At 71.0% G+C, this 2,000-nt stretch carries 2 protein-coding genes; both read left to right on the top strand.

Going from position 1 to position 2,000, the window contains the following annotated elements; all coding sequences use genetic code 11:
- The coding region (locus ACT84W_RS08195) for a replication-associated recombination protein A (RefSeq protein ID WP_444328849.1) at nucleotides 1-1,250 on the top strand (1,250 nt) is incomplete at its 5' end.
- 132 nt (nucleotides 1,251-1,382) lie between these two features.
- The gene (locus ACT84W_RS08190; RefSeq protein WP_444328848.1) at nucleotides 1,383-1,976 is read left to right on the top strand and encodes a hypothetical protein; all 594 of its coding nucleotides are present in this window, start codon (nucleotides 1,383-1,385) and stop codon (nucleotides 1,974-1,976) included.
- The last annotated feature ends 24 nt before the right edge of the window (nucleotides 1,977-2,000 follow it).

The following is a 2,000-nucleotide window of genomic DNA, read 5'->3' as shown; positions in this document are numbered from 1 at the left end:
GCGCGATTGAGCACGACACGCTGAGCTCCGTCATCCTCTATGGCCCCGCCGGCACGGGAAAGACGACCCTCGCGCGCATCGTCGCGCATACCACGCACGCCGAGTTCGTCGAGGTCAGCGCCATCACCGGCACGGTCAAGGACCTCCGTCGCGAGATCGAGTCCGCCGAGAGCCGCCTGCTCTCGCAGGGCCGCCGCACGATTCTTTTCGTCGACGAGATCCACCGCTTCAACCGCAGCCAGCAAGACGCCCTCCTCCACGCCGTCGAGGACCGTACCGTCGTCCTCGTGGGCGCGACGACGGAGAACCCCTACTTCGAGGTGAACTCCGCGCTCATCAGCCGCAGCCGCGTGGTGGAGCTCCGCCCGCTCGACGACGAGTCGCTGCGGCGGATGGTCGAGCACGCCGTCGTCGCTCCGGAGGGCCTGGCGGGGGCTTTCACGCTCTCGGGCGAGGCGGAGGACGAGATCGTCAAGCTCGCCGGGGGCGACGGCCGCGCGGCGCTCACCTCCCTCGAGCTCGCGAGCCAGATGGCGGCGCCCGCCGACCCCGAGGCGCCCGCGCCCTCCGCGGAGGACCCCGTGACCATCACCGCGGCGCACGTGCTGGAGGCGAACCCGCGCCACGGGCTGTCCTACGACAAATCCGGCGACATGCACTACGACATCATCAGCGCCTTCATCAAGTCGATGCGCGGCAGCGACCCCGACGCGGCGCTCTACTGGCTCGCGCGCATGCTCGATGCCGGCGAGGACCCCAAGTTCATCGCGCGCCGCATCATGATCGCCGCCTCCGAGGACATCGGCAACGCCGATCCCCAGGCGCTGCTGGTGGCCGAGGCCGCCTTCCGCGCGGTCGAGGTCATCGGCCTGCCGGAGTGCAGGATCAACCTCGCGCAGGCGGCGACCTATAATGCGCTCGCACCGAAGTCCAACGCCGCGGAGGCGGGCATCGACGCCGCGCTGGCCGATGTCAGGCAGGGCCCGCGCCGAGAAGTGCCCAACTACCTGCGCGACCGCCACCGCCCCGGCTCCGACGAGTACGGCGCGTACCTGTACCCCCACAACTACCCGTCCGGCTGGGTCGACCAGCGCTACCTGCCCGAGGGGCTCGAGCGCGGCGCCTTCTACCATCCGAGCCCGCGCGGCTGGGAGGCCTGGCGCGAGGACGCGCTCGGCCGCGACATCGCCGAGGCGGGAGACGCCGCCCCCGGCGCCGCGGCGGCTAAGAAGGGCGAGCGCGCTTCTTAGCCGCGGTTCTGCCCAGCTCGCGCCGTTGCCGCGCTTCTGCGCTGCCCACGTTTTGCGTTTGGGTAGAATGACGGTGCGCGTACGAGACGACCTCGTGCGCGGCTCGCGAACCCTGGATCCGGAGGCCTACGCATGGATTACCTGAACATCGCCCTGATCGTGCTCGTCGTGGTTGCGGTCTGGGCCGTCGTGGAGGTCGCCCTCACCGTGCGCTCCGCCCGCAAGAATATCGACGAGGTCTCGGCCTCCGCGAACGAGGTCATCGCGCAGGCGCAGCCCATCGTGGCCAAGCTCGACGGCATGGTCGACGAGCTCGAGCCCGCCGTCAAGCAGATGCCGGCGGTGGCGGTCAAGGCCAACGTGGCCATGGACTCCGCCAACGCCTCCCTCAACAGCATGAACGCTATCCTCGCTGACGTCTCCACGGTCTCCGGGACCGCCGCCGGCGTGACCGAGACGGTCAACGACGCCGTGCAGGGCGCCGCGAGCTCCGTCGCCAAGGCCGTGAAGAAGGTCACGGGCCGCGGCGCCGCCGCCCCGTCGCGCACGCTCGCTGCTGCCGAAGGTGCCGTGGACTCCGGCTCGGTGACCATCGACGAGCAGGCCGCGAAGGCCAGGGCGCCCCGCAAGCCGACCGCCTACGTCGTCTATGGCGACGCCGCGAAGCCCGCCGACGCCGCGAAGCCCGCTTCCGAGCCCGCCGCCCCTGCGGCTGACGCCGAGTAGGGGGCCTGAACATGACGAACGCAC

The sequence above is a fragment of the Paratractidigestivibacter sp. genome, assembly GCF_052362415.1.
Classification (GTDB): domain Bacteria; phylum Actinomycetota; class Coriobacteriia; order Coriobacteriales; family Atopobiaceae; genus Paratractidigestivibacter.
The sequence above is the reverse complement of the archived record's forward strand: the minus strand, read 5'-3'. Positions and strand labels throughout refer to the sequence as shown.